The following is a 21,619-nucleotide window of genomic DNA, read 5'->3' as shown; positions in this document are numbered from 1 at the left end:
GATGTGGTTGGATGTAGCCAAAACCCGATCTGTTCCTTCCCCTTCAGGGGGAGGTTAGTTGGGGGTTCTGACTGGACGCTAATTGAGGTCCAGCGCGTAAGCCCTTAAGACCGCAAGCGGAATGAAGCCGAGCACCGCCTGGTTGGTGGAGCGGAGGAATACGCGCGGCGCCATGCCGGCCTCATGCGCCTGCCACCAGCGCTGCGCCACGAGGCACCAGCGGTCGCCGCCGACAAAGCCGGGAAAGGCGAATTGCGGCATGGGTGTCGAAAGGTCGTTTCCCACCGTCTTGGAATAGTCAAGAAAGCTCGCGCTGGCCTCGATGCACACCAGGTGCACCGCAGCCCCGTCGGGCCCGACAGCGCAATAGCCGGTGCGATAGAAGCCCGTCAGCGGGGCGCTCGAACAGGGCACGAGCGCTTCGCCGAGGACATTGAGCTCGCCCGCGCCGAAGCGCCCCTGCTCGTTCAATTCTCCTCGTCCTTGCCGATCCTTTGCAGCACTTCCTTGACCTTGGAATTGATCTGGTCGAGCGAATAGGGCTTGGGCAGGAATTCGACGCTCTGGTCGTCCTCGATGTCGCGGCGCACGCTTTCCTCGGCATAGCCGGACACGAAGATCACCTTGAGGTTGGGCATCTGCTCGCGCACATGCTTGAGCAGGGTTGGCCCGTCCATTTCCGGCATGGCGACGTCGGAAATCATCAGGTCGATCTGGAAGTCGTGATCTTCCAGCACTTCCAGCGCCTCTTCGCCGCCATCGGCTTCGAGCACCTCGTAGCCCGTCGCCCGCAAGGCCTTGGCTGAGAAGGCGCGCACGCTTTCCTCGTCGTCGACAAGGAGGATGCGCTCGTGGCCCGTGAGGTCGCGCACCGGCGCGGCGGCAGCCGCCTTGGCGGCGGCGACTTCGCTGGCCGCCGGCACGTGGCGCGGCAGGAATATCTTGAACGTGGTGCCCACGCCAACCGTCGAAACCGGGTAGATATAGCCCTCGGTCTGCTTGACGATGCCATAGACGGTCGAGAGGCCCAGACCCGTGCCCTTGCCCAGCTCCTTGGTGGTGAAGAAAGGCTCGAAGATCTTTTCCAGCACCTCGGCGCTCATGCCGGTGCCGGTATCCTCCACATCGATCAAGACATAGTCGGCCGGGGCCATGCCCTCGAAGCTGAGCCGCTCGGCTTCCGAACGCTCGACATTGTGCGTGCGAATGGTGATGGAGCCGCCATTGGGCATGGCATCGCGCGCATTGACCACGAGGTTGATGATGACCTGTTCGAGCTGCACCACGTCGGCGCGCACCGGCCAGATGTTGCGGCCATGCTCGACGCTCAGCGTGTTCTTTTCGCCGATCATGCGCTTGAGCAGGACCGTCAGATCATCGACGATCAGCGGCAGTTCCAGCACCTGCGGGCGCAGGGTCTGGCGGCGCGAGAAGGCCAGGAGCTGCCGCGTGAGGCCCGCCGCGCGGTTGGCATTCTGCTTGATCTGCATCAACTCGCTGAACGATGGATCGCCCGGCTTGTGCTTGAGCAGGAGGAGGTCGGAGAAGCCGATAATGGCGGTCAGGAGATTGTTGAAATCGTGCGCCACGCCGCCGGCGAGCTGACCCACTGCCTGCATCTTTTGCGACTGGGCGAACTGCGCCTCGAGCTTGCGCTGGTCGGTCATGTCCAGGGCATAGACATTGACCTGTTCAGGCGAACCGGCGCTCATCTCCGACGACGACAGATAAAGCCGCACGGCATGCTCGCCCTCGGCGCTGAGGAGGGCGTCCACCGGCTCCACTTCCGAACGGTGCGCCACGGCATCGGCGATGGCGCGGCCGAACTTGTCGCGGCTGCCCTCCCCGATCAGTTCCGCCAGCGGCTGCATTTCGAGGCTCTTTTCCTCGCCCGACCATTTGAAGATGCGCCCGAACGGCGCATTGGTGCGGATGATGCGGCCTTCGCCATCCAGCGTCGCGATGGCGAAGGGCGTGTCGTTGAAGAAACGCGAGAAGCGCACTTCGGCGGCGCGCAGTTCTTCCTCGGTGTCCGGCGCATTTGACTTGTCGAGCACCAGGGTGCGTGTTTCGCCCAGTTCGCCGTCGGCCAGGCGCGCGGCGCGATGCAGCAGCCGGACGGGGAAGCTCGTGCCGTTGCGGCGCACCAGGTCGATGTCGATGATTTCGGTGCGGATCTCGCCATCGCCCCGCCCGCGCATCAGGAGGCTTGCGCCATCGCCCCGCACCAGGTCCGAAAGGCTCAGGTGCCCCGCATTGAACTCGGCCAGGTCATAGCCTAGCCAGTCGGTCAGCGTGGAATTGAGATACTGGATCCGCCCCTGCGCATCGGCCGAGAAGAAGCCGGCCGGCGAATGATCGAGGTAGTCGATGGCGCGCTGCAGGTCGCGGAAGGCGCTCTCGTTGTTTTCCTTGTCGCGGGTAATGTCCTCGACCGACCAGATCACCAGCGGCTTGCTGGCCTCGTCGGAGTCGGGGAGCGGCCGCACCGAGACGCGGTACCAGAACGCCTTGCCGCCATGGCCGCCATTATCGCCCAACCCGCCGGGGATGCGGATATCCTCCACCGCCGAGCGCCCGTCCTTGGCTGCGCGCGACAGGCGGTAGATGGCTTCGCTGGCGTCGGACTGGCCGGCAAAGAGCCGCGGCACGCCCACCGGCACGCCATTGGTCACCGCGCCGTGGAAGGTGCCATAATGGGAATTCACGTAGGAAATCTTGCCGTCGCGATCGGCCACCACGGCGCCAAAAGGGAGACTATCGACCACGGCATTGGAAATGGTGCGGCGCTCTTCGCCATTGGCGAAGCGGAACAGGCCCGCCGCCAGGCCAAAGAGGCAGAACACGCCCACCACGGCCAGGATGCCGACAAAGGTCATGATCAGGTCGGCTGAAATCCGGTCGCCGAACAGCACGAAGAGGACGGCCAGCGCGATCAGGGTCAGGCCAAGCGCAACGACCCTCCAAAGCCCCGCGCTGCCGCGGCTCGAGGCCAAAAGAGGATCGGGATAGTTATCCTCGCCGCGCGGCCGTGCTGCCATGACTTCAGGTGCTCCGTGTCCGGTGAGTCGGCCGAATCAGGCCATCGCGATTGGTCTAGCAAATGGCCGGAGGCTGCGGGAGGCGTTAACAGGTTATCAACATTGTGGCGGCGCCAACTGTGCTGCGCCGGACGCACCTTTAGCTCGCCTTCCAGCCCGCCCCGCGCTTGAGGCGCATCACGAAGCCGATGACCTCGGCCACCGCCTTGAAGTGCTCGTTGGGAATGGTGCCGTCGATCTCGACCGTCGCAAACAGGGCGCGGGCCAGCGGCGGGTTTTCCACGATCGGCACATCGTGCTCCTTGGCCAGTTCGCGGATCCGGAAGGCCACGGCGTCGGCGCCCTTGGCCACGCATTGCGGCGCCTTCATCCCCTTGTCGTATTTGAGCGCCACGGCAAAGTGGGTCGGGTTGGTAATGACTACGGTGGCGTCGGGCACGGCCTGCATCATGCGCCGGCGCGATTTTTCCTGCCGCAGCTGGCGCAGCTTGCCCTTGATATGGGGGTCGCCTTCCTGCTGCTTGTATTCCTCTTTGGTCTCCTGCAGCGTCATCATGTGCTTCTTCCACCATTTCTGGCGCACATAGAAGTAGTCGGCCGCGGCAATGGCGGTGACGACGCCCAGGACGGCGATGAAGATCTTGACCCCGATCTCCTGGAAGTCGGCCAGGATGATCAGCGGATCGGCGGTCATCATCGTGTCCAGCCGGTCGCGCTCGGGCCACACCACCATCACCACGACGGCGCCGACAATGCCGATCTTGAGCAGGCCCTTGCCGAAGTTGACCAGCGACTCCATCGAGAACAGCCGCTTGAATCCGGCGAGCGGCGACACCTTGGAGAATTTGGGGGTGATCGGCTCGGTGGACAGGAGCGGCTGGTGCTGGATCAGGTTGGCCAGGATCGCGCAGACCGAGAGCACCACCAGCGGAATCATCACCACGCCTAGGAGGGTTATGGCGAGGTTGTTGACGAAGGCACTGAAGCCGGCTCCCGACAGGTCGAACCGGTCGGCATTCATGATCAGGACGCGCAGCGAGTCCGAAAGGTTGGCTGCCGTGCCCGGTGCCATCATGGCAAAGATCGCCGCCGAACCCAGCAGCATGAACCAGGTGACCACCTCCTGGCTTTTGGCAACGTCACCCTTCTCCCGCGCGTCCTGCAGCCGCTTTTGAGAAGGGTCTTCTGTTTTGGAGTCGTTCTCCGGGGCTTCGTCCGACATCGGCTAGCCCCTCCACATCGCGAGGTGGCCCTCGAAGGCCGAAAGGTACCAGCCCATCATCATGGTCAAGAGCAGCGCAAAGAGCGCCAGCCCGAGGAAGATATTGGCAGGCATCAGCACAAAGAAGACCTGCATGGCCGGCATCAGCCGCGCCAGGATTCCGGCACCCAGGTTGAACACCAGCCCGAAGACGATGAACGGCGCCGACATCTGGATGCCGATGCTGAAGGCACCGGCGACGGTACGGATCGCCAGTTGCGCCGCATCGTCGAACATCAGCGGCGCGTCGAGCGGAAAGACCATGTAGCTGTCATAGGTCGCCGCCAGTGCCACATGATGGAGGTCGGTGGCAAAGATCAGCACCATGCCGAGGAAACTGAGGAAACTGCCAAACACGGCGCCCTGAACGCCGACCTGGGTCGGGTCGGCCGCCATGGCGGTGGAAAGACCGGTCTGGAAGGCGATGATGGCGCCCGCCACCTGCGTCGCCATCACCGTGATGCGGGCAATGGCACCCAGGATGATGCCGATGGCGATCTCGTGGAAGATCAGGCCGATGATGGCAATGAGGCTATCCGGCAGCGCCGGCAGCTGCGGCGACAGGAGCGGAAAGACCACGAGCGTGAAGGCCAGGGCAAAGCTCAGCCGCATGCGCGCCGGGATCATGTCCTCACCCAGGGCCGGCATGAGCATGAGGATGGCGCCGATGCGAGAAAACAGCAGCAGGTAGAGGAAGGCCGTGTTGGGCAGCCAGTCGAGCCCGATGGTCACGTCAGCCGCCCACGATGATCATGTCCATCACCCGCGTCATGAACCCGCCCATCGTGGCGCCGAGAAACGGCAGGGTCAGCAGCATGGTGACGAAGATGGCGATGATCTTGGGCACAAAGACCAGCGTCTGTTCCTGAATTTGCGTCAGCGCCTGGAACAGCGCGATGATGACGCCGACGACGAGACCCACAAGCATCATGGGCGCCGATACGATGATCAGCACCCAGATACCGTCACTGGCAATGTCGAGAACTTCGGCGCCGGTCATGGAATCTCGGAATCAGGCTTCGGGTGATCTTACCCCCACCGCGCCATTCCCGCGAAGGCGGGAATCCAATCGTGATCACGGCTTCCCCGAAAGAATAGCTACCCACCCACCGCGCGTGACCCGCGGCGTATCTCTTCCACCGGCAGCGTATCTCTTCCACCGACCGTCACCCTCGGGCTTGACCCGAGGGCTCTACACTTGCCGAGCTCTGGGCACGCCCTCGTGGTTCGAGGCTCGCGAAGAGCTCGCACCTCACCATGAGGGCTACTGTTGCACTCGCTAAAAGTAGCCCTCATGGTGAGGCGGGAGCGCAGCGACCCTCGAACCACGAGGGCGTGGCACACTAGATCGGCATGCGCATGATCTCTTCATAGGCCGGCCCACTGCGCGTCACCCGGCGGCGTATCTTCCACCGGCCGTCACCCTCGGGCTTGACCCGAGGGCTCTACACTTGCAGAGCACCGGCTCAGTACAACCTCCTCGGGTCAAACCCGAGGGTGACGCGCGGTGCAGGTGGCACACTAGATCGGCATCCTCATGATCTCTTCATATGCGGAGATCACCCGGTCCCGCACCGTCACCATCGATTCAATTGCGATTTCCGTCTCGCTCAGTGCCGTCACCATGTCCACGACATTGGCCTTGCCGTTGACCATGTCGATGGCCATGGCGTCCGAGGTCTTGCCGGCATCCACCACGCCCTGCACCTGCTGGGCCAGCATGTCGGCAAAGCTGCCACCGGAGGGAGCGGCCAGCGCCTGGAGGTCGGTATTGGGCTTGGCCGCCTGGTTGATCAGCCGGCTGGCATTGCCATAGGCGGCGGCAGCGGCGTTGAACGGGGTACTGATGGCCATGATTGCTTCCTGCTCCTATCAGCCGCGCAGGATGTCGAGCGTGCGCCCGAGCATCTGCCGCGTTACGGTGACGACGTTGAGGTTGGCCTCGTAGGTGCGCTGGGCCTCACGCATGTCCATCGTCTCCACCAGCGAGTTGACGTTGGGATATTGCACGTAGCCCGTCGCATCGGCGGCCGGGTGGCCCGGCTCGTAGCGCGAGGTAAAGTCGCTCATGTCGTAGGCAAGCTTGCCCACTTCCACGATCTTGCCGCCCACCGCGTCGTCGAAGGCGGCCTGGAAGGTCGGGATGCGCCGGCGATAGGGCTCCTCCCCCGGCGCCTTGCCGGCTGAGTCGGCATTGGCGAGGTTTTCGGCTATGATGCGCATGCGCGCGGTCTGGGCATGGAGGCCCGTGGCGGCGATCTTGAGCGAGGAGTTGAAGTCCATTGCGCCTTACCCCTAGCTCTGCCGGCCCATGGCCGTTTTGAGGATCTTGATCGATTTCTGGTAGAGGCTGGTGGCGGCCTGATAATCCATCAGGTTGGTCGTCACCTTCATCATCTCGTCTTCCAGCGTCACGCCATTGCCTTCCGGCGTGATCTCGAAATTGGCCATGCGCTGTGCACCAAAGGCGCTGCTCTCGCTGCCGCCGACGGCGAAGTGCATGGGCTGCGTGGCCGTCGTGGTGACAGTGGCCACGGACATGGCGCTGGAGCGGGTGGCGAAGTCGTATTGCGCCAGATCCCGGCCGCTATAGCCCGGGGTCTCGGCATTGGCGACGTTTTCAGCCAAAAGGCCCTGCCGCGCCTGATGCCAGCGCATCTTGTCCGTCAGCGCCGAGAAGACCGGCATGTTCATGAGGCCCATGGGCCAGTGCTCCCGCTGCTGCGGATTCGACCCGCAATGGGCAAATTCTGCCCACCTATGGTTAACCAAGTGTTAACCGCGGCGCCTTAGGGCGGTGCACGCCTCGCATTCTGCACATTTCTGCGGATGTGGTAGGCAAGATGTGCCGCCCGGGGATTCGCGGCAGCTGCTTGGAGTCAAAATGCAATTCATCACCAGCCTCTTCAATGGCAACAGTGTCCTGACCGCCATTTTCGCGCTTGCCGCGGTCGTCGTCGCCATCGTGCTGGTGCTTTGGCTGCTGAAGGCCCTGTTCAGGGCTTCGGGCAATGTCGGCCGCGGTCGCAACCGCCGCTTGTCGGTAGTGGATGCCCTGCCCCTCGATCCCAAGCGGCAGCTGCTGATCATCCGCCGCGACAATGTCGAGCACCTGATCCTCACCGGCGGCGCGCATGACCTGGTGATCGAAACCGGCATCGAGATCGAGGAAGCGCCCAGCCAGCCGGCACGCCGCCCTGTTCCCAGCGTGCCCTCACGCAAGCCCGCCCCCGCAGCGGCGGCGCAGGCACCGGCGCCCCAGCCCAGCCCGGCCCCGGCTCAAGCCGCCCCGGCCACCGCCATCGAACAGCTGCGCCAGCTCGGCCAGCCCACCAACAAGAAGGCGCACCTCTCGCTGCGCCATACCGGGCTGCTGCGGCCGGTCAATGAAACCGAAATCGCGGTATCCCCTGAAAACTCGGCCCCTCCCGTCGCTCCGGGCAACGACTCAGCTAGAGAGGATCGGGCGCGGCGTGACATCGAAGGCACCGACTTTGCGGAAGACAGCAACGAGGCTAATCGGCGGTAAGCTGGTGCCGACAAGCATGCGCCGGCTCCTGCCGCTTGCCGCCCCGCTGGCGCTGGTGCTCCTCGCCCTGGCGCCGGGCCTTGCCTTCGGGCAGGACGTGTCGATCGACTTTGGCGACGACACCACCATCACCGAGCGCGCCGTCCAGATCATCGGGCTGATCACCCTCCTGTCGCTGGCGCCATCCATCCTCGTGATGGTGACGAGCTTCACGCGCATCGTCGTTGTCCTCTCGCTCCTGCGGACCGCCATTGGCCTGCAGACCGCGCCGCCCAATTCGGTCATGGTGTCGCTGGCGCTGTTTCTGACCATCTTCGTGATGCAGCCCACGCTGCAGCAGAGCTACGACCAGGGCATCGCTCCGCTTCTGGCCGGCGAGATCGAGATCGCCGAAGCCTTCGAGCTGGGCAGCGCGCCGCTGCACGAATTCATGCGCGCCAATGTGCGCGAGCAGGATCTGAGCCTCTTTTACGACCTGACGGAGGCCGAGATCCCGGCCGAACCCGAAGCCATTCCGCTCCAGCTGCTGATCCCGGCCTTCATGATCTCCGAACTGCGCCGCGCCTTCGAGATCGGCTTCCTGCTGTTCCTGCCCTTTGTCATCATCGACATGGTGGTCGCCTCGGTGCTGATGAGCATGGGCATGATGATGCTGCCGCCGGTGGTGATCTCGCTGCCGTTCAAGCTGATCTTCTTCGTCCTGGTGGACGGCTGGTACCTGGTCGCCGGCTCGCTGGTGCGCAGCTTCGTCAGCGGCTAGCGACGTCGCCCGTCGGTTCGGTCGCATTGGTGGGCGCCAAGGCCCCGGCGCCGGCATAGGTTTCGCGATATGAGGCGAGGAAGGCGTTGATGCTGTCGACGCCCGCCACCTGGCTCGCCACGGTCTTGAATTCGGCGCTGGTGATCTCGGTCTGGCCGGTCACGAGGTCGAACATCGGCCATTCGGGCGTCGTCACCATGGCCTCGCCATACTTGGAGCGAAGGCGCGACAGCCCGAACGCGTCGCCGGAGAGCGCAAAGCCCACGCCCGCCTTGATCAGACCCATCCGCACCTGCGGCGCCAGCGGTGTGTCGCCGGCAGCGCGGGCAAAAAGGCCCTCGAGCAGCTCGCTGGCCTGGCTGTAGCGCTGGGCCTTCCAGTGGGCGTCGATGCGCAGCAGTTCGACATCTTGGCCGTCCATGTCGCGCAGGAGGTCGAGCGCCAGCTGGTCGCGGCCGCCATCGATCATGGCGCGCGCCTCGAGGATCCGCCGCTGCCGGCGCAGCGCCTCGGGCATGTCGGGCATCTGCGTGGCGTTGAGCGTGCGGATCGCCTCGTGCGGCTTGCGGTCCGCCAGGTAGATCACCGCCAGGTCCGTCGCTATCTGTGTGCGGGCGATGCCCTTGAGCCGGTTGTCGAGCTGGTACTGCAGCAGCTCGGCGGCCTGCGGCAAGAGGTCGACGCGCACCAGGCGCCGCGCCAGGTTGCGGATCATCTCGTCGCCGCGCGCACCTGCCGGCGTCAGCTGCTGAAAATCATAGTAGAGCCCCAGTGCCTCGACCGGATCCATCCGGTCCGCCGCGCCGTCGAGGTAGAGCTCGGCGAACTTTGCCTGCGCCTGGTCGCGCAGGGCGTTGGCGGGGCGGCTGTCGGGATAGCTGCCGACCGCCTGCTGCACCGTTTCGAAGCCCATCCGGTAATTGCCTTCGCGGAAATAAAGGTCCGCCAGCATGGTCTGCATCTCCGCTTCCAGCGCACTGCCGCGCCAGAGCATGGATTCGGCCGCCAGCGTCTGTGCCGCCTTGGTGAGATCGAGCGTGCCCTGCTCGTCAAGCAGGCGCAGCGTCCGGTAGATGGCTTCGGCCCGCGTCGGGCGAATGTCGGCCGCGATCACCTGGCCATAGATATCGATCGCCTCGGCGACCTTGCCCCGCTCTTCGCTGACGCGGCCGGTCAACAGGTGATATTCGCTCGCCTCCTCCAGCGACAGGCTGGCAAAGTCGATCTGGTCCAGGAACCGCTCGGCGAGGTTGGCTTCCTCCGTTTCCACCCCGGCCCGGGCCCCGGCAAGATAGAACCTGTTGCGGATCCAGAGCGGATAGTTCTCGGCAATGGAGTTGGCTTCCACCGCGTCGATCCGCGCGCCCTTGAAATCTTGCGCATCCGCGCGGGCAATGGTTCGCCAGAACAGGGCATCGATCTCCTGCCCCATCGCGTCGCCATTGAGGATGCCCAGGGCATCGTTGGGCCGTCCGGCCATGGTCTGGGCAATGGCCCGCACCATGCGGATGCGCCGCGTCTGGTCCTCGGCTTTCAGATCCTGCTCGACGACGCTGAGCACGCCGATCGCCTCATGGGCAAAATGGTTCGCCACATAGAATTGCGCCAGGTTGAGCCGCGCAATGTCGCGGTCCCGGCCCTCGACCCCTGCCGCCTTGGCCTGGAGGTCGCTCAGCCGCTTGTTAAGCGCGCCGAAATCGCGCTCCTCAAGGGCCGCGAGATCGATGAAGCTGCTGCGGGCGGTTTCGCTGCTGCCCTTACCAATGTTGCGCGGCGCATCATGGGCCGAGACGGTCAGCCCCTCGGGCGTCGACAGCACCGCCAGCTTGCTTTCCACTGCCACGGAAAGCTCGGGGCTTTCCGGCCGGATCACCAAGCCATGCACGCTGCGCAGCGCAGAGAATTCCACATAATCGAGCGTCCGCATCACGCCGCGCGCCGGTGGATAGGCCGTGATCACCTTGAGATTGTCACCCACCAGCGGGTCATGGAAGTCATGCACGCGCGCCGGGCGCTCCACGTCGGCAACGACCTCGAAGGCCCCTTCCATGTTACGGCGGCGGGACAGGTTGATCGGCTCGGTGGGCGTCAGCATGATGTCGCCCAGCGACAGCACCCAGGCCATGCCCTCCGAACCAAGCGTCGCCAACCGGTCCTTGGCCAGCTCGATCCGCACTACCTGCGTATCGCCCGAGGCAATGACCGAAAAATCGCTGGCCAAGCCGTTCATCTGTTCGGATTCCGCCGGCTTCTCGATGCCCGAGACCGTGTCGAAGATCATCCACACCGTATCGCCGCGGCGGAACACCGCGGCCGGGGTATCCTGCTCGAACGGAAACACCACCCGTACCGTGGAGCCCAGCACGCTGACGAACGGCTTGACCGTCTCGGCCACGCCGCGCGGATAAAGCATGTCGACCTTGGGTGCCTCAGCCTCATGCGGCTCCGCCTCGTGCTCTGCCGCGGCATGCTCGGCAAGGCTCGCGGCGGTGAAGCTCGGCAGCCCCTGGCCCTTGATGTCGATGTCGAGAACGAACTGATGCCCCGAATTCTGGTAGAACCGCGGCGTCACCCCCTTGGCCAGCTGGAGGGTGACCAGCGTCCCGTCCGGGCTCACCACATTTTCGATAGCGGCGACTTCAGGCGGCAGGTCCACCACCACCTGGCGCAGGTCCACTTCCACCGGCCACTCGAAGGCCAGGTGCGCCACCTCCCCTTCCTGCACGAACTCGGCCGTGGTCGGCACGGTCCAGTCGAACTGGAGGCGCATGAAGGTGGGATTGCGGCCCACGCGCACATTGGCGACGGGCTTGAGCTCCTCGACGCCGGCCGCCTTGCGGTCGCGCTCGGCCTGGATGGCGGCGAGCCGCGCCCGCTCGGCCAGTTCGTCGATGATGTCCTGCGGCAGCGCCGGCGGCATGCCCGTCCAGGTTGTCGGCAGGAGGTCGATGAAGAGCTTCTCGCCCGCCTCGATGCGGTTGAAGTTGAAGGACGAGCGCAGCCCCATGCGCAATCCGCGGCCGTCCGGGTCGACGCGGGCAATGGAGAGATAGGGCGCCATGGTGACGCCGACATCGGGGAGGATGATCGAGACCTCGTCCTCGAATTCGAGCGACAGGACGCCGTTCTCGATCCGCATCTCGTATGGGGGAAGGTCGTCGCGGCCCGGAAAGCTCAGGATCAGGCGGCCATAACCGTCTTCCTGCGTGGCAAAGAGCTGCCCCTGCTCCACCGCGAAAGCAGGCACGGACGCGCCGAGCATCACCAAGGCAATGCCGATCAGGGCGGCCATTCTGGCCTGCCACCTTGCCTTGAACGCGGTCCTCACCGGCTTCTGCCCGCCCGACGCACTCTGTTGCGAAACGCGGCGAAGCCTTCGGCTTCCGATCACGCCCGCATGGGTTACACGATACTCTCGTGCCAGACCCTAAAGGCGGCGGCTTAACGTGGCCTTACCCCAGAGGAACAAAGGCTAATTGCCCACGATCTGCGGCAGCGCCGCCAGGTCCTCGGGGGTCATCTCGGTGGGTGGACGTTCGGCCAGGTCGGCCATCTGCACGGTCAGCTCCTGCGCCCGCGCCGCATCCATGGCCGCCATGATCGGCGCCATCTTGCGCGGGCTCATGGTCTTGGCCACCTGCAGCAGCACCGCCATGTCCAGATTGTTGAAGATGTTGGCGGCGTCTTTGGGGCGCATGTTTTCATACATGGCAACGATGCTGGCAAACTGCCCCGCTTCCATCTGCTGGCGCTGGTCCACCAGGGTCGAGATTTGCGTTTCGAGCGCTTCGAGCGTTGCGGCGCGCTCCTCGATGCGCTTTTCGGCGGCGTCGACCAGCGAGGCGCGCAGGGCGAGGTCCGCCTCGTACTTCTCCAGCTCGGTGCGGCGATCCACCAGGCGCTGCAGCAGCTGCTGCTCGCTGCTCGACGCTGCCTCCACAGCACTGATCGCCACCGGCTGCCCGTCCGGGCCGATCTGCGTCGGCACAGCATCGCCCGAAGGGAGGCAGTCGATCATGGTTGCGGCAAAGCTGCCGGCCGGGACCTCGACGGCGGCCTCTTCGCCATGCCCTTCTGCGGCAGGCTCTTCGCCGTGTCCTTCGGCGGCGGCAGGCTCTTCGCCGTGCCCCTCGGCAGCAGGTGCTGCGCCGTGGCCGCCTTCGGCAGCCGCGCCATGGAGAATGGTTTCGCCAGTTTCGGTCAGCGTTGCGTCGGCTTCCACGCAGTGGGCGCCCGGAACAGTTGCAACCATCGGTGCCGGTGCCGCGCCCTCCGCGGGAGCCCCATGGCCATCGGCAGCCGCTTCCGCCTCGGTCCCATGCTCGCCTTCAGCCGCCTCGCTTCCGTGGTCGCCCGCGGGCGCGGCTTCGCCATGGCCTGCTGCCGGAGCTCCATGGCCACCTGCCGCTGCCGGCTCCTCGCCCAGCGTCGGGGCGGAGTCGCTGATCGTGGGCGTCGTGTCTTCAAGCGTAGGTTCCACGGGGGTGACCGTGGCATCGGCCTCGGTCGTTCCCGCACCGTCGCCACCGCCGCCGCCATGGCCACCGCCACCGCCTGCCGCCATGGCTGGGCTCACGCCCGCAAACAGGTAGCCGCCATTGGTGGCAAGACCGACGGTCTTGAGCACCAGCAGCGAGGCTATGGCAAGGACGACGATGGGCAGCAGCCGGACCCTGTTCACGCGGCAGCTCCGCGCGCGCGGACACGGGCCTGCAGCTGCTCGAGCGCCGATTGGACCTTGTTGGGCTGTTCCACCGGCTCGATGGCCTGCGAGTGGCGGGCCACGCTGGTGATCTTGACGATCCGCTCCATCAGCACCGTGCCGGCATTGACGTGGTTGGCCAGTTCGACGCCGAAGCGCTCGGCTTCCTCGAGGCGGGAATTCAGCGCCAGGTCGGCTTCGACTGCGGTCTGCTTGAGCTCACGGATCGCCTGGTTGGCGAGGTTGGTCGCGCCCACGAGGTCGGCCACCATCTGGCGCAGCACGTCCTTGTCGGCATGCAGGCGCTTGAGGCGCTGGTTGAGCACGATGCAGTAGCCGATTGTGAGGGCAAGTAGAATGGCAACGGCGCCTTCCACCACAAAACCCAGGGGCAAGCCGAACATCATCGTCCTTCCATCTTCTCGTCAATGGCTTCAAAGGCGGCCATGGTCACCTTGGGTGGGTTCAGCGGACGCGTGACGCGTACCGAAACGTGGTTGCCGATATGGCCCATGATGGCCTCGGTCAGTTCGACATCGCCGCAGCGCAGCCGCACCGGATCGCTCGGCGTCCGCTCGAACATCACCGTGTCGCCTGGCTTGATGCCCAGCATGCGCGACAGTGGAAGTTCCTGTTCGTGCAGCACCGCCTCGATCTCGACATTGGCCGAATAGATCTCGGTGGCCAGGTGCCCTTCCCAGATCGGGTCGCGGCCGAACTTTTCGCCCATGAACATCTGCAGCAACTGTTCGCGGATCGGTTCGATCGTCGCATAGGGCAAGAGGATTTCGATCTTGCCGCCACGGTCGTCCATTTCGATGCGCAGCTCGATCAGGATGGCGGCATTGCCCGGGCGGGAGATGGCGGCGAAGCGCGGATTGGTTTCCATGCGCTCAAGCTTGAAATTCACATCCGTCACGGGCTCGAAGGCGCGGTGAGTATCCTCGAGGATGATCTCGATCATCTTACGGGCCAACGCCATCTCGATGGTCGTATAGGGCCGGCCCTCGACGCGGATATTGCCCCCGATACGGCGGCCACCGAGCAGCACGTCGATCATGGAGTAGATGAGGCTCGAGTCGACCGTCAGCAACCCGTAGTTTTCCCATTCCTCGGCCTTGATCACCGACAGGATTGCCGGCAGCGGAATGGAATTGAGATAATCGCCGAAGCGGACCGAGGAGATCGAGTCCATCGTCACTTCGACATTGTCACTGGTGAAGTTGCGCAGGGACGTGGTCGCCAGCCGAACCAGGCGGTCGAACACGATTTCCAGCATCGGCAAGCGTTCATAGCTCACCAGCGCCGAGTTGATCAGCGCCTGCACGCCTGTCAGCTCGACATTGCTGCCGATGCTGGCGTCAAAGCCGAGGAGGCTGTCGATTTCGTCCTGGTTGAGCACGCGGTCGGGACCGCCCTCGCCTTCCCCGGCCTCCTCGATCATGGCTGCCCATTCGGCGGCGGCCGCGGCGGCGCGCTGCTCCTCGGTCATGCCGTCATCGGGCAGGCCGATATCGTCCAGCCCCCAGTCTTCTGCCAATTTGTCCTGATCGGAAGGGCCAGCCATCACTGCACCAGCAGTTCCTTGAACAAGATCGATTCCACCTGGCTGGGATAGATCGCGACATTGACGCGGCGCAGCAGCTCCTCCTTGAGGCGATAGACGCCGGCCGAGCCCTCGAGGTCGGAGCGGCGCAACTCGCGCAAGTAGACCTGGAACGCGTCCACGACCTTGGCGATACGCGGCTGGATTTCCACCATCATCTCTTCATTGGCGACCTCGAGCGCCACCGTCAGCTTCATGAAGGCGCCGGCGCCACCCTCGCTATTGTTGAGGTTCACCACCATCGTGGGGAGATTGAAGATAAAGGTATGGGCAGCCTCGGCGCCATGGCCATCGGCTCCGGCTGCGGCATGACCGTCCGCACCCTCGGCCGCATGCTCGCCCTCGGCGGGCGCCGAGCCGGACGACAGAAACATGAACAGCCCGGCCCCGCCCAGCAGCACCACGATGGCGGCCGCGCCGATAATGATGAAGAGCTTGGGAATGCCCTTCTTGGCCGGGGCGCCGTCTTCGACTTCTGCTTCTGCGGCCATGGGAACCTGCCAGTAGAGGGCTTTCCGGACGATTCCGGCTTGGGCTCCAGCTAAGCGGGCGATGGTTAATGATTGGTTACAATTTGGCCCAACCCGGCAATTTCTGCCGGGCAGCTTTTGCCCTGCCGCCTCACGCCATGCCGAATCTTGCCCACAGCTGCTGAAGGCAAGCCTTTGAAATTGCTATCGGTTCAACTCTGGCATGGTTTCTGCAGTGTTAATGGGCGAGGCCAAGGCTTGGGGAAGCGGCGGTCTCGGGGATTAGGAACTTCCGGGGATCAGCGATGATCGAGAATGCGCAACTGATCAGCCTGTCACGGCAGATCGCGCTGCAGCGGCAGACGGATGTGGTGGCCAACAACATGGCCAACATCAACACGACCGGCTTCAAGGGCGAACAGGTCCTGTTCGAGGAATATGTCATGCCCGTCGCCCGGGACCGCGATTTCCCGCGCCTCGACCAGCCCCTCTCCTATGTGCAGGACTGGGCCACGATCCACGACCTGTCCGGCGGCGCCATGGTGCAGACCGGCAGCGAACTCGATGTCGGCCTCAACGGCGACGGCTTCTTTGCCGTGCAGACGCCGGCTGGCGAACGCTGGACCAAGGCGGGCTCCTTCCAGCTCAGCGCCAACGGTACCCTGGTCGACGCCAGCGGCAACCCGGTGCTCGGCGAAGGCGGCCCCATCCAGTTCGGCCCCGAGGAAACCGGCATCCTGATCGCCTCCGACGGCTCGATCAGCACCAGCGCCGGCCAGAAGGGCCGCCTGCGCCTCGTCGAATTCACCGATCCGCAAGCCCTGACGCGCGAAGGCAACAACCTCTGGGCCGGCGGCACGCCCGCCGCCGCCACCGGCACCCGCGCCATGCAGGGCTTCGTCGAGAAGTCCAACGTCTCGGGCGTCGCCGAGATGGCCGAAATGATCCGCGTCCAGCGCGCCTATGAATCGGCCGCCAGCCTAGCCAGCAAGCAGGATGAGCTGCGCCGCTCCGCCATTCAGCGCCTTGGCGACACCAACGCTTAACCGGGAAGATCCGCCATGAAGGCTCTCTACATTGCATCGACCGGCATGAGCGCGCAGGAGCGCAACGTCGAAGTCATCTCCAACAACATCGCCAATATGCGCACCACGGGCTTCAAGAAGGCCCGGGCCGAGTTCGAGGACCTGCTCTACCAGCAGGTGACCCGCGCCGGCTCCTCCACCTCCGACCAGGGCAACATGGTGCCGGCCGGCCTTGAGATCGGCTCGGGCGTGCGCACCGTCTCGACCCCGCGCGTCATGAGCCAGGGCAGCGTCAACATGACCGAGCGCGAGCTCGACGTGGCGGTGCGCGGCGAAGGCTTCTTCATGGTGCAGTTGCCCGACGGCCGCACCGCCTATACCCGCGACGGCTCCTTCGAGCGCTCGCCTGAAGGCGAACTCGTCACCTCCACCGGCTACACCATCGATCCGGGCATCAACATCCCGGGCACCGCCACCTCCGTCGCCATCTCGCCCGACGGCATGGTCAGCGCCTATCTCAACAACGAGTCCGTGCCCACTCAAATGGGCCAGCTCCAGCTCGCACGCTTCGTCAACAAGTCGGGCCTCGAGTCGCTGGGTGACAACCTTTTCCTCGAAACCGCCGCCAGCGGTCCAGCCCAGGTGGGCGTTCCCAATGCCGATGGCGTGGGCAACCTCCTTCAGGGCTATCTAGAGATGAGCAACGTCAACTCGGTGACCGAGATCGCCGACCTCATCGCCGCCCAGCGCGCCTACGAGATGAACGCCCGCGTCATCTCGGGCGCCGACGAGATGATGCAGTCCACCAGCCAGCTGCGCTAAGGGAGGCCACTGAATGATCCTGCGTCCGACGCTTGCCGCTCTGTCCGCCCTGCTCCTGGCCAATACAGCCTGGGCCGCGCCCGTCCTCCGGGCCGAGGCCGTGGTCGCCTCTCCCCTGGTGACCGTCGGCGACATGTTCGACGATGCCGGCGCCCTCGCCGACACCGCCCTTTTCCGCGCCCCCGCCCCCGGCACCAGCGGCATGGTCGACCTCGGCGCCGTGACCGCTGCCCTGGCGCGCGTCGGCATCACCGATTTCGACGCCCAGGGCTTGGCCGCCACCCGCGTCACCCGCGAAGCTTCCATCGTCGACGAAGCCGTTCTGGCCGATCTTATCGCCGCCGATCTGGCGGCCCGCGGCATTATCGGCACCGGCATGAGCGCCGACACCCTGTTCGCTACCCCCGTCGCAGCTATCAACGCGGAAGCGGTGGCCGAGCCGGCCAAGGTCCTCAACCTCCGCTACCTCCCCGGCACCGGCGCCTTCACCGCCCGCTTTGCCATCGCCGGCGTCGAGCAGCCGCTCGACGTCTCGGGCACGATCGAGCTCATGGTGGAAGCCCCCCACATCACCGCCAGCCTCCCGGCCGGCGCGCTCCTCTCCCCCACTGACGTCGAGATGCGCGCCGTCCCGGTCAAGTTCGCCGACAGCGCCGGCGCCGCCCGCCTCGAGGACGTGGTCGGCAAGGCCCTCACCCGCCAGAGCCGCGAGGGCATGATGCTCCGCCCCGCCGACGTCACCACCCCGGCCACGGTCTCCAAGAACGATGCCGTCACCATCTATTTCCGCAAGGGCCCCATGACCCTCACCGTCAAGGGCCAGGCCGTCACCAGCGCCGCCCAGGGCGCGCCTGTCCAAGTCCTCAACCTCATGTCCAAGCGCGTCATCAGCGCCACCGCCATTGCCCCCGGCGCGGTTGAAGTGGGTCTCGACCCGCTCGCCGTCGCTGGCCTCTGAAGCTCAGGAGAACCCCATGAACCTCTTCAAACTCGCCACGCTCCTGACGCTTACAGCCGCGCTCGCCGCTTGCAACACCACCGACAGGCTCGCCAATATCGGCAATGCCCCGCCGCTGACCGCCATTGCCGACCCCACAACCACGGCCGGCTACCAGCCCGTGCGCATGCCCATGCCCGAGGCCATCGCCGACACCTACCAGCCCAATTCGCTCTACCGCACCTCGGCCAAGGGCTTCTTCAAGGACGAGCGCGCCCACCGCATCGGCGACATCCTGACCATCCTCGTCACCATCGACGACAACGCCAAGATCGCCAACACCACCCAGTCGAGCCGCGCCTCCAGCAGTTCGGCCGGCATGGGCGGCCTGTTCGGCGCCGCCGTCGACAATCTGAGCGGCGGCACCATCGATCCGGCCACCGCCATCGAGTTCGACTCCGGCATGAGCAACCGCGGCAACGGCTCGGTCAACCGCTCGGAGTCGCTCGAAACTTCCGTCGCCGCCGTGGTCACCCAGGTCCTGCCCAACGGCAACCTCGTAATCGAGGGTCGCCAGGAAGTGCGCGTCAACTTCGAGGTGCGCGACCTGATCGTCGCCGGCATCGTCCGCCCCTCCGATATCCAGGCCAACAACACCATCCTCTCCTCCAAGATTGCCGAAGCCCGCATCTCCTATGGCGGCCGCGGCCAGATCACCGACGTCCAGCAGCCCCGCTACGGCCAGCAGGCCATGGACGCCATCCTCCCCTTCTAGTTCCCCGGCCCGCCGCACATTCCCCCAATGGTGCGGCAAGCCATCCCCAGAGGCGCAGCTCCCCGGCTGCGCCTCTTCCCCATTGTGGAGCTAGAACCGGCCTGACAGGCTGAAGCTCACCGCATGCGTCTGCGCGCCACTGCTGATCCGGCTGCCATGGCTCAGCTGCACCGCCAGCGGACTTTCCGGCTTCGTAACCGCAAGCGCGGCATCGATATGGAGCACATCCGCTCCCACCGGAGCCGAAGCGCTCAATCCATTCCCCAGCAGGTTGACCACCCGCTCGACCGCGCCAAGACGGCGGCCATAGGCCAGGTCCAGCGATGGCGTGATCTGCAGCGGATCGATCAGGATCGGTGCCCCGGTCAGCGCCACGCCCAAGCCCAGCTCGCCCGTCGCCAAACCCTGTGCTGCTCCAGACAGCGCCAGCGCGCTCACCGAGTTTTCCGAGAACGCGCCCAGGTTTTGCTGCACCGCGGCCAAACACATAGGGCGCCACCTTCAGCCCGTCGAAATTGAAGCGATAGCCAAGCTCGGCGCCGCCCCACAGCGCCGTGTCGGCTGTCGCGGCCGTCGCCGCGAAAACCCCCGCGCCCAGGACCGTCCCGACGAGGCCCGGCGCACTGTTGCGCTGCGCATTCCCGCCAAAGCTGCTGACGCCCAGTGTAAGGTCGGCAAACAAGGCATCATTGTCGAAAGCCAACGTCGCGCCGCCATGCAGCCCCGCGTCGTTGGCCGAGGCACCGCCGCCCTGCACCGAACCGCTGCTCCCACCGGCAAACAAGCCGAGTGACAGCGAGGGCGTCACGGCGAAATCCACGCCGCCCGCCAGGCCAGCTCCGTCCGTCCCCGCCCCGGCAACGCTGCCGAAGCCGGCAAAGGGCGCCACCCACCAGCCATAGGGGCGTGCCGCATCGACCGACACGGATCGGCCTGTCACCCGGTCCATGATTTCATCGAGCACAACGCTCCGGTTCCAGGCTTGCTGCGCATAGATTGTCCCCGCCGCCGGCTCCGCCGTCGCCACGAGGTTGGCCACATTGAGCAGGCCCCAGCCATAGATCGGATCGATGCCCGCAGCGCCGATATCGGTCGCCGTATTGAGCACCAGCGTCCGCAACTGCTGGTAGGACGCGTTCGGATAGAGCTGCTTGGCAATCGCCAGCGCCCCCGACACATGCGGCGCCGCCATCGAGGTGCCGTTGATGCTGATATAGGGGTTGGCAGGATCCCTGTAGACCGGCTGCGTCGCGTAGATGCCGCCATCTCCGGCACCCGGAATGCCGGTCACGGTCTGGTCCCCGCCTGGGGCCGCCAGGCACCACATCATGCCCACGCTGCAGGCCTGCGCATACCACGCCTGCTGCAGGGTTGGCCCCACCGCCGTCACCGCCAGCCAACCGCGCTCGAGGTCGGGGGCGTAGTAGGGCAAGGCCGCTTGAATGCCGAGCGGCAGGCGAGAATCCAGGTTGCCATTGGCAAAGACCATCACCCCATCAGCCTCCACCACGCTACGCAGCGATGCAATCTGCGGCGCCAGCACGGTCAGCACCTCGTCACTTGTGACGGACTGGGTGCCCATGAATGTGCCGGCTGAGTCCCGGAGGACGAGCGTGTCATACCAGCTCTCCGTCCCCCATGACGCATTGAAGATGCGCACGCCATTGCGCAGTCCGTAGTCGACCGAGAAGGCGAGCGCCTGCGTTCCGTTGTAGGTCCCTCCACCCTCGATCATCCGCATGGGCACGATGCTGGCGCCCGACGCCACGCCCACCATGCCGACCCCGTCCCGATTGGCCGCGATCGTCCCCGCCACATGGGTGCCGTGATACTTGAACTGCCCCGACGAGCGGATTGCCGTCGAATACCAGGGGCGCGTTTTCATAGCCGTCGAGCCCAGGCCGATATAGCGCCCCACCAGCTCCGGATGCAGGGGCGCCCTGAAGTCCAGCCCTGTGTCCAATCCGGTATCCGTCACCCCCACCAGCACACCCGCCCCGTCGAGCCCCAGCGCGAGCGCCTTGTCGACGCCGATCATGCGCAAGCCCCATTGGCGGTCGAACTCCGCCGTATAATCCTGCGCCTGAACAGGCGCGGCAAAGACAGGCAAGGCAATGGCGCAAGCGGCCAGCAGACGACGTCGCATATAGGAGATCCCCCGATCGCCGGCGATCTAATGGCGCCCAACAGAGTGCGTCAACCGGAACGGAAGTCGCACCCACCAGCCGTCACCCTCGGGCCTGACCCGAGGGCCCTGCACTTGCGGAGCGTGAGTCGAAGTAAAGACCCCTCGGGTCAAGCCCGAGGGTGACGTTCCGGGAGCTAGCTGGACTCCCTGCGCTCACCAGAAGAAGGTCTTAGCTTCCTCCAGCCGCGATGCAGAAGTCGTCTCCCTCCCCCTTGAGGGGAGGGATCAAGGGTGGGGGTTCTGTGCTATCCACCCGCTCAGGCGCCAGTTAATCCGCCGGAACCCCCACCCTCACGCCCTCCCCTCAAGGGGGAGGGAAGCTCGCTCCGTGGACGAGGCAAGATCGTGCCACAAACATCGCACGGCACCTCCCCCTTGAGGGAGGATGGGAGGGGGTGTGGTTTAGCCACCATCGACCGGCTAACCCACCATCCGCCCACCCACCAGCCGTCACCCTCGGGCCTGACCCGAGGGCCCTGCACTTGCCGAACGCCGGTTGAAGT

General features: G+C 65.3%; 20 protein-coding genes. 6 read left to right on the top strand and 14 right to left on the bottom strand.

Annotation, left to right across the window (positions count from 1 at the left end; genetic code table 11):
* Positions 1 to 78 precede the first annotated feature (78 nt).
* From VIL88_RS04155 to flgB, 8 genes are all read right to left on the bottom strand, one after another.
* Positions 79 to 471 (bottom strand): DUF2237 domain-containing protein, encoded by a 393-nt coding sequence (locus VIL88_RS04155; RefSeq protein ID WP_331986304.1) that lies wholly within the window; start codon positions 469 to 471, stop codon positions 79 to 81.
* Positions 468 to 3,041, bottom strand: coding sequence for a cell cycle histidine kinase CckA (gene cckA / locus VIL88_RS04150; protein ID WP_331986302.1), 2,574 nt, complete (start codon positions 3,039 to 3,041; stop codon positions 468 to 470). The genes VIL88_RS04155 and cckA overlap by 4 nt, the downstream gene beginning before the upstream one ends.
* A 139-nt stretch (positions 3,042 to 3,180) precedes the next feature.
* The gene (gene flhB / locus VIL88_RS04145) at positions 3,181 to 4,263 is read right to left on the bottom strand and encodes a flagellar biosynthesis protein FlhB (RefSeq protein ID WP_331986300.1); all 1,083 of its coding nucleotides are present in this window, start codon (positions 4,261 to 4,263) and stop codon (positions 3,181 to 3,183) included.
* 3 nt (positions 4,264 to 4,266) lie between these two features.
* Positions 4,267 to 5,034 carry a flagellar biosynthetic protein FliR gene (fliR, locus tag VIL88_RS04140; protein ID WP_331986298.1) on the bottom strand — a complete coding sequence of 256 codons (768 nt, stop codon included), beginning with the start codon at positions 5,032 to 5,034 and terminating at the stop codon, positions 4,267 to 4,269.
* A 1-nt stretch (position 5,035) separates the two neighbouring features.
* Positions 5,036 to 5,302 carry a flagellar biosynthesis protein FliQ gene (gene fliQ, locus VIL88_RS04135; RefSeq protein WP_331986296.1) on the bottom strand — a complete coding sequence of 89 codons (267 nt, stop codon included), beginning with the start codon at positions 5,300 to 5,302 and terminating at the stop codon, positions 5,036 to 5,038.
* 521 nt (positions 5,303 to 5,823) lie between these two features.
* Positions 5,824 to 6,156 carry a flagellar hook-basal body complex protein FliE gene (locus VIL88_RS04130; RefSeq protein ID WP_331986294.1) on the bottom strand — a complete coding sequence of 111 codons (333 nt, stop codon included), beginning with the start codon at positions 6,154 to 6,156 and terminating at the stop codon, positions 5,824 to 5,826.
* An 18-nt stretch (positions 6,157 to 6,174) separates the two neighbouring features.
* Complete coding sequence (gene flgC, locus VIL88_RS04125) at positions 6,175 to 6,585, bottom strand: flagellar basal body rod protein FlgC (protein ID WP_331986291.1); 411 nt, start codon at positions 6,583 to 6,585, stop codon at positions 6,175 to 6,177.
* A gap of 12 nt (positions 6,586 to 6,597) precedes the next feature.
* Entirely contained in the window at positions 6,598 to 7,005 is a 408-nt protein-coding gene (gene flgB / locus VIL88_RS04120) for a flagellar basal body rod protein FlgB (RefSeq protein ID WP_331986289.1), read from the bottom strand.
* 181 nt (positions 7,006 to 7,186) lie between these two features.
* On the opposite strand from flgB, the gene VIL88_RS04115 reads away from it, so the two are divergent.
* Positions 7,187 to 7,831 carry a flagellar biosynthetic protein FliO gene (locus VIL88_RS04115; RefSeq protein ID WP_331986287.1) on the top strand — a complete coding sequence of 215 codons (645 nt, stop codon included), beginning with the start codon at positions 7,187 to 7,189 and terminating at the stop codon, positions 7,829 to 7,831.
* Between the two features lie 16 nt (positions 7,832 to 7,847).
* Positions 7,848 to 8,591 carry a flagellar type III secretion system pore protein FliP gene (gene fliP, locus VIL88_RS04110; RefSeq protein WP_331986285.1) on the top strand — a complete coding sequence of 248 codons (744 nt, stop codon included), beginning with the start codon at positions 7,848 to 7,850 and terminating at the stop codon, positions 8,589 to 8,591.
* Here fliP and VIL88_RS04105 read toward each other — a convergent pair.
* The 5 genes from VIL88_RS04105 to VIL88_RS04085 all read right to left on the bottom strand — a co-directional run bounded on the left by VIL88_RS04105 (position 8,581) and on the right by VIL88_RS04085 (position 15,390).
* A complete protein-coding gene (locus VIL88_RS04105; RefSeq protein ID WP_331986283.1) occupies positions 8,581 to 11,883 on the bottom strand; it encodes a hypothetical protein in 3,303 nt (1,100 codons plus the stop codon). The two genes, fliP and VIL88_RS04105, sit on opposite strands and share 11 nt — an antisense overlap.
* Positions 11,884 to 12,063: 180 nt before the next feature.
* Positions 12,064 to 13,272 carry a hypothetical protein gene (locus VIL88_RS04100; protein WP_331986281.1) on the bottom strand — a complete coding sequence of 403 codons (1,209 nt, stop codon included), beginning with the start codon at positions 13,270 to 13,272 and terminating at the stop codon, positions 12,064 to 12,066.
* A complete protein-coding gene (locus tag VIL88_RS04095; protein ID WP_331986279.1) occupies positions 13,269 to 13,697 on the bottom strand; it encodes a DUF6468 domain-containing protein in 429 nt (142 codons plus the stop codon). The genes VIL88_RS04100 and VIL88_RS04095 overlap by 4 nt, the downstream gene beginning before the upstream one ends.
* Positions 13,697 to 14,860: a flagellar motor switch protein FliM gene (gene fliM, locus VIL88_RS04090; RefSeq protein ID WP_331986277.1), complete on the bottom strand. Its 1,164-nt coding sequence runs from the start codon at positions 14,858 to 14,860 to the stop codon at positions 13,697 to 13,699. Before fliM ends, VIL88_RS04095 begins: the two co-directional genes overlap by 1 nt.
* Positions 14,860 to 15,390: a flagellar basal body-associated FliL family protein gene (locus VIL88_RS04085; protein WP_331986275.1), complete on the bottom strand. Its 531-nt coding sequence runs from the start codon at positions 15,388 to 15,390 to the stop codon at positions 14,860 to 14,862. Before VIL88_RS04085 ends, fliM begins: the two co-directional genes overlap by 1 nt.
* A 284-nt stretch (positions 15,391 to 15,674) precedes the next feature.
* Here VIL88_RS04085 and flgF point away from each other — a divergent pair, with 284 nt between their 5' ends.
* The 4 genes from flgF to flgH are packed head-to-tail and all read left to right on the top strand — an operon-like array spanning position 15,675 to position 18,928.
* On the top strand, positions 15,675 to 16,415 hold the full coding sequence (gene flgF / locus VIL88_RS04080; protein WP_331986273.1) for a flagellar basal-body rod protein FlgF: 741 nt from the start codon (positions 15,675 to 15,677) through the stop codon (positions 16,413 to 16,415).
* A gap of 15 nt (positions 16,416 to 16,430) precedes the next feature.
* Complete coding sequence (gene flgG, locus VIL88_RS04075) at positions 16,431 to 17,216, top strand: flagellar basal-body rod protein FlgG (protein ID WP_331986271.1); 786 nt, start codon at positions 16,431 to 16,433, stop codon at positions 17,214 to 17,216.
* Positions 17,217 to 17,229: 13 nt separating this feature from the next.
* Positions 17,230 to 18,174 (top strand): flagellar basal body P-ring formation chaperone FlgA, encoded by a 945-nt coding sequence (gene flgA, locus VIL88_RS04070; protein WP_331986269.1) that lies wholly within the window; start codon positions 17,230 to 17,232, stop codon positions 18,172 to 18,174.
* 16 nt (positions 18,175 to 18,190) lie between these two features.
* Positions 18,191 to 18,928, top strand: coding sequence for a flagellar basal body L-ring protein FlgH (gene flgH / locus VIL88_RS04065; protein ID WP_331986267.1), 738 nt, complete (start codon positions 18,191 to 18,193; stop codon positions 18,926 to 18,928).
* Here flgH and VIL88_RS04060 read toward each other — a convergent pair.
* Positions 18,867 to 21,074, bottom strand: a complete 2,208-nt coding sequence (locus tag VIL88_RS04060) for a S8 family peptidase (protein WP_331986265.1) — start codon at positions 21,072 to 21,074, stop codon at positions 18,867 to 18,869. The two genes, flgH and VIL88_RS04060, sit on opposite strands and share 62 nt — an antisense overlap.
* Between the last annotated feature and the right edge of the window lie 545 nt (positions 21,075 to 21,619).

This window comes from Devosia sp. (assembly GCF_036563435.1).
Taxonomy (GTDB): domain Bacteria; phylum Pseudomonadota; class Alphaproteobacteria; order Rhizobiales; family Devosiaceae; genus Devosia.
This window is presented reverse-complemented; position numbering and strand designations above follow the sequence as displayed.